This is a genomic window from Arthrobacter sp. 2YAF22_2 (assembly GCF_052114645.1).
In the GTDB taxonomy this organism is placed as follows: Bacteria; Actinomycetota; Actinomycetes; order Actinomycetales; family Micrococcaceae; genus Arthrobacter.
Window position 1 is genome coordinate 1 of the sequence record NZ_JBFRFD010000215.1, and the last position, 5,825, is coordinate 5,825.

General features: G+C 67.2%; 3 protein-coding genes, 1 pseudogene and 2 riboswitches. All 4 genes and pseudogenes read right to left on the reverse strand.

Annotated features, from left to right (window positions below):
- Positions 1-293 (reverse strand): annotated as a pseudogene (locus AB4Y86_RS10280) (serine hydroxymethyltransferase); the annotation flags it as partial.
- On the reverse strand, positions 290-673 hold the full coding sequence (gene gcvH, locus AB4Y86_RS10285) for a glycine cleavage system protein GcvH (protein WP_441402139.1): 384 nt from the start codon (positions 671-673) through the stop codon (positions 290-292). The gene gcvH and the pseudogene AB4Y86_RS10280, both read right to left, overlap by 4 nt.
- A gap of 497 nt (positions 674-1,170) precedes the next feature.
- Entirely contained in the window at positions 1,171-2,319 is a 1,149-nt protein-coding gene (gene gcvT / locus AB4Y86_RS10290) for a glycine cleavage system aminomethyltransferase GcvT (protein ID WP_441402140.1), read from the reverse strand.
- 10 nt (positions 2,320-2,329) lie between these two features.
- Positions 2,330-5,203 (reverse strand): aminomethyl-transferring glycine dehydrogenase, encoded by a 2,874-nt coding sequence (gcvP, locus tag AB4Y86_RS10295; RefSeq protein WP_441402141.1) that lies wholly within the window; start codon positions 5,201-5,203, stop codon positions 2,330-2,332.
- Positions 5,204-5,242: 39 nt separating this feature from the next.
- Positions 5,243-5,361: riboswitch (glycine riboswitch) on the reverse strand.
- A gap of 1 nt (position 5,362) precedes the next feature.
- A riboswitch (glycine riboswitch) is annotated at positions 5,363-5,461 on the reverse strand.
- Between the last annotated feature and the right edge of the window lie 364 nt (positions 5,462-5,825).

A 5,825-nucleotide genomic window follows, 5' to 3' on the forward strand; every position in this document is an offset into this window, starting at 1 on the left:
GGTGCCTTGACCCGGTCGATCGCGAGCTGCTCGACGACGTCGACGTGCTCGCAGCCGCCGTAGTAGCGCTTTCCGGGGTAGCCTTCGGCGTACTTGTTGGTCAGCACCGAGCCCTGCGCCTGCATGACGGCCTTGGCGGTGTGGTTCTCCGAGGCGATCATCTCCAGGCCGTCGCGCTGGCGGCCCAACTCGGCGTCGATCTTCGCGGCGATCTCCGGATCCAGGGCCGACAGCTCCGCATCCAGGGACGGCGAGACGACCTGCTCGAACGTGGCTTCCGTTGTGGCGCTCACAGTTCGCCGCCGTTCGTGGAAGCGTAATCCTGAGCAGACAGCAGCGGGCCATCGGATTCGGCGGCCACCTTGAAAAGCCAGCCGGCGCCATACGGATCGGAGTTGATCAGGGCCGGATCGCTGACGACGGCGTCATTGATTTCCGTGACCTCACCGGTCACCGGGGAATACAGGTCCGAGACGGACTTGGTCGATTCGACCTCGCCACAGGTCTCCCCCGCGGTCACCGCGGAACCGACCTCCGGCAGGTCCACGTACACGATGTCGCCCAGCGCGTCCGTGGCGACGGCCGAGATGCCGATGGACACGACGTTCCCGGCCTCCCGCGCAACCCACTCGTGCTCGGCGGAGTACTGCAGTTCAGGGGCAACTTTTGCCATGTGTTTTTCCTAAGTCTTGGAGTGGTCGTTGGTACTAAATCTATTGTCGCTGGCATACAGCGATAGCGGGGCCGGGTTACGCGTCCGGGAACCGGATTCCTCCGCGTGCTGCTCCTTCGTCGCTTTGACGCACGCTTCCGGAACCCGCTCCCCTGCCGCTATCAGCCAGTTCCAGTTTCGGGGGCCAGCAGTTTCAGCCGGACCGTAAGTTCCGGAAAGAAACAGTGGCCGTTGATATCTTCTAGGGCCGAAACCCCCGGTAGGCGGTTATGGCTCCGGCACCTTTGGCTTTCGAAGGCGGGCCCCCGTTGGCTTTGATGTTGTAGTGGTTGTTCTAAAAGGTGAACTGTCCTCGAGGGGCCGGCTGGCCGCGGTTTTCGAAAGCGTGCGTCAAAGCGACGAAGGAGCAGCACGCGTGAAAACCGGGGTCAGCCGGCCCCGGAACCGGGGACGGAGCGGCCGGTCCCGGAGCCTCCCCGGCCCCGGGAGCCGCCGGGCTACTTTTGGCGCTTGTAGAAAGGCAATGCGACAACTTCGAACGGCTCGGCCTTGCCGCGCAGGTCGATGTCCAGGGCGGTGCCGGGTTCGGTGAACTCGACGTCGACGTAGGCCAACGCGACGGGGTAGCCCAGGGTAGGCGAGGGCTGGCCGGAGGTGACTTCGCCGACCGTGGCGCCGTCCTTGAGCACCGGGTAGTGGCCGCGGCCGGCGCGGCGGCCGAGGCCCTTGAGCCCGACCAACCTGCGGCCGGTGGTGGTCCCCGCTCCGGATTCCTTCTTGGCGGCCAGCGCCGCCTTGCCGACGAAGTCGCCTTCCTTGGACAGCGCGACGACGGGTCCCAGTCCGGCGGCGAACGGGTCGCCTTCCAGGGAGAGCTCGTTGCCGTAGAGCGGCATGCCGGCCTCGAGCCGGAGCGAATCGCGGGACGCGAGCCCGGCGGCCGTCAGCTCGTCGTCGTCGGCGATGGCGATGAGCGCCTGCCAGAGGCCGGCGGCGTCGTCGTTGGGCACGAAGATTTCAAAGCCGTCCTCGCCGGTGTAGCCGGTGCGGGCCAGCAGCAGGTCGTGGCTGGCGCCGCCGACCAGGAAGGGGACCTCGACGGCGGCGTAGTACTTCAGGCCGGTGACGAGCTCGTGCTGCGCTGCCGGAACCAGGCGGAGCAGGATGGACTGAGCCTTGGGACCCTGGACCGCGATCAGCGAGGTCTCGGCGGAGGCGTCCTCCACCGCAACATCAAATGCCTTTGCACGGTCGGTAAGTGCCGCGGCGACAACCTTGGCGTTGCCTGCGTTGGGGACCACCAGGAACGTGTCGGTGCCGTCGGTCCCGGCCGGGCGCCGGTAGGTGATGAGGTCGTCGATGATGCCACCGTCCTCGTTGCAGATCAGCGAGTACTTGGCCTTGCCGATCGCCATGGCCGAGATCTTTCCGACCAGGGCGTAGTCCAGGAACGCCGCGGCGTCCGGGCCGGTGACCCAGACTTCGCCCATGTGGGAGAGGTCGAACAGGCCCGCGGATGTGCGGACGGCGTGGTGTTCGGCGAGCTCCGAGCTGTACTTCAGCGGCATCTGCCAGCCGCCGAAATCGGTAAAGGAGGCGCCGAGCTTCTTGTGCTCTTCGTAGAGTGCTGTGTAGTTCTCAGTCATGTCGGAATCCTTAGTTCTCGAACTCGGAAAGCGGCGGGCAGGAGCAGATGAGGTTGCGGTCACCCGCTGCACCGTCGATCCGGCCAACCGGCGGGAAGTACTTGTCCTGCTTGAGCGTGTGGACCGGGAAGACGGCCTGTTCGCGCGAGTAGCTGCGCTCCCAGTCGGTGCTGATCACGGCGGCCGCGGTGTGCGGGGAGTTGCGCAGCGGGCTCTGGTCCACGCTGAAGTCGCCGTTGGCCACCTGGTCGATTTCCGCTCGGATCGCGATCATGGCGGTGATGAAGCGGTCGATCTCGCCAAGGTCCTCGGACTCGGTGGGTTCGACCATCAGGGTGCCGGCCACCGGGAACGCGAGGGTGGGCGCGTGGAAGCCGTAGTCGATCAGGCGCTTGGCCACGTCCTCGGCGGTCACGCCGGTCTTGGCCGTGAGGTCGCGCAGGTCCAGGATGCATTCGTGCGCCACGAGGCCGCCTTCACCGGTGTAGAGGACCGGGAAGTAGTCGTTGAGGCGCGCCGCGACGTAGTTGGCCGCGAGCAGGGCCGACTTGGTGGCCTCGGTCAGCCCCTGTCCGCCCATCAGCTTCACGTACGCCCAGGAGATCGGGAGCACGCCGGCCGAGCCGTAGCGCGACGCGGAGATCGGGGTTCCGCCGGCGCCGTTGGCCGGGTCTGCTGCGTTGCCGGGCATGAACGGTGCCAGGTGCGCCTTGGCCGCGACCGGGCCGACGCCGGGTCCGCCGCCGCCGTGCGGGATGCAGAAGGTCTTGTGCAGGTTCAGGTGCGAGACGTCGCCGCCGAACTGGCCCGGCTGGGCCAGGCCGACGAGGGCGTTAAGGTTGGCGCCGTCGATGTAGACCTGGCCGCCGGCCGCGTGGACCGCGTCGCAGACCTCGCGGACGTCGGCGTCGTACACGCCGTGGGTCGACGGGTAGGTGATCATGATCGCGGAGAGCGCGTTCTTGTGCAGTTCGATCTTGGCGTTCAGGTCGGCGTGGTCGATGGTGCCGTCCGTGGCGGTGGCCACGACGACGACCTTCATGCCGGCCAGCACAGCGGAGGCTGCGTTGGTGCCGTGTGCGGACGCCGGGATGAGGCAGACGTTGCGCTGGGCTTCGCCGCGGGAGTGGTGGTAGCCGCGGATGGCGAGCAGTCCGGCGAGCTCACCCTGCGAGCCGGCGTTGGGCTGGATGGAGACCTGGTCGTAGCCGGTGATCTCGGTCAGCTGGGCTTCGAGGTCCTCGATCAGTTCACGCCAGCCGGCGGTCTGGGATTCCGGTGCGAACGGGTGGATGGAGGCGAATTCGGGCCAGGACATGGATTCCATCTCGGCCGTGGCGTTCAGCTTCATGGTGCACGAGCCGAGCGGGATCATGGTGCGGTCCAGCGCCAGGTCGCGGTCCGAGAGGCGGCGGATGTAGCGCAGCAGCTGGGTTTCGGAACGGTGCGTGTTGAACACCGGGTGCTGGAGGTAGTCCGAGGTGCGCTCCACGGCGGAGTCCAGGGCGAAGCCGGAATCCCCGGCTGATTTTGCGTCTGCGACGCTGGCGCCGAAGGCAGCGACGACGTCGGCGACGATCGCCGTCGTCGTCGCTTCATCGGCGGAGATGCCGACAGTGTCGGCGTCGATAGCGCGCAGGTTGATGCCCTTGGCGTCGGCGGCGGCGATGATTTCGGCGGCCTTACCCGGTACGGACACGGTAACGGTGTCGAAGAAGGAGCCGTGGAGCACGTCTAGGCCGGCGGCTTTCAGGGAGGCGGCGATGGTCTTCGCGTGGCCGTGGGTGGTTTCGGCGATGGCCTTCAGGCCGTCCGGGCCGTGGTAGACGGCGTAGAAGGAGGACACGATGGCCAGCAGCGCCTGCGCGGTGCAGATGTTGGAGGTGGCCTTCTCGCGGCGGATGTGCTGCTCACGGGTCTGCAGGGCCAGGCGGTAGGCGGGAACGCCGGCGTTGTCCTTGGACACGCCGACGAGCCGGCCCGGCATGGAGCGTTCCAGGCCCTTGGCGACTGCCATGTACGCGGCGTGCGGGCCGCCGAAGAACAACGGCACCCCGAAGCGCTGGGCAGAGCCGACGGCGATGTCGGCGCCCTGCTCGCCSGGAGGGGTGATCAGGGTCAGGGCCAGCAGGTCAGCGGCGACCGTGACGAGTGCGCCGCGCTCCTTGGCATCCGCGATCACGGCGGCGTGGTCGAACACGCGGCCGGAGGCGCCGGGCTGCTGCAGCACGACGCCGTTGATGACGCCGTCGGGCAGCCCCTTGGACAGGTCCGCGACCTCGACCTCGAAGCCGAGCGCCTCGGCGCGGCCCCTGACGATCGCGATGGTCTGCGGGAGGCAATCGGCGTCGAGCACGGTCTTGCCATCGTGCGCTGCCTTGTTCTTGTTGGCGCGGCGCATCATCAGCACAGCCTCGGCGACGGCGGTGGCTTCGTCCAGCAGGGAGGCGTTCGCGATCGGCAGGCCCACGAGGTCCTGGACCATGGTCTGGAAGTTCAGCAGCGCTTCGAGCCGGCCCTGCGAGATTTCCGGCTGGTACGGGGTGTACGCCGTGTACCAGGCCGGGGCTTCAAGGATGTTGCGGCGGATCACGGCCGGCGTGACGGTGTCGTAGTAGCCCTGGCCGATCATCTGCACGGCGGTCTTGTTCTTCGCGGCGAGCTTACGCAGCTCCGCAAGGACCTCCACCTCGCTGAGGGCTTCCGTGAGCTGCAGCGGTGAGTCCTGCCGGATGTCCTTCGGGACGGCGGTGTCCACGAGCGCGTCGACGGTGTCGTAGCCGACAGCCTTCAACATGGCGTCGACGTCCGCCTGGCGGCGGGCGCCGACATGCCGGTCAACGAAGGACGTGGAGGCTGGGGTAACAGTCACAAGGAACTCCATAACTAAGGCGGCGCAGGGTACGCCACATTGATTCGGGTTCCTCCCCGCTCTGTATTGGACCTGAGAGTTTCCGCGCCTCCTGCTGTTAGCAGGGGTCCGCTTGCACCGTCGGTGAGCGCGGCATGTCCGAGGACGATGCCGGCTGCTTTCCAGAGTTGCCTTGCCGCGGCGGTACGTGGGCCTGAGAGATTCCTGGGGAGGGTTTGCTCCTACGGCGCCTGCTTGTACCTACTTGCAGAACTCTCCCGCCGCAGATCAAAGGCATATTCAATTACTCGTGACCATAGTCACAGCTTCCATTGTCCTATGCCGGAGGGCTCTGAGCAAACTGCGACGACGCCCCGCTCGCCCGCCCCGCTCACCCGCACCCGACGCTCCCGCAGATTTGGCAGGAATGGGCGGAACGCTCCCGCAGCTCTTGCGAAATTTCCAACACGCTCCCGCAGATTTGGCAGGAATGGGAGGAACGCTCCCTCGCACAGCCCTCCGCCAGTTTTGCGGGAGCGTCCCCCGGTGAGCCGCCAGAACTGCGGGAGCGTCCCCCGGTGAGCCGCCAGAGCTGCGGGAGCGTCCCCCGGTGAGCCGCCAGAGCTGCGGGAGCGTCCCCCGGTGAGCCGCCAGA

Coding starts and splice junctions, on each gene's coding strand:
- gcvH (WP_441402139.1), bottom strand. CDS start 673: ATGGCAAAAGTTGCCCCTGAACTGCAGTACTCCGCCGAGCACGAGTGG.
- gcvT (WP_441402140.1), bottom strand. CDS start 2,319: ATGACTGAGAACTACACAGCACTCTACGAAGAGCACAAGAAGCTCGGC.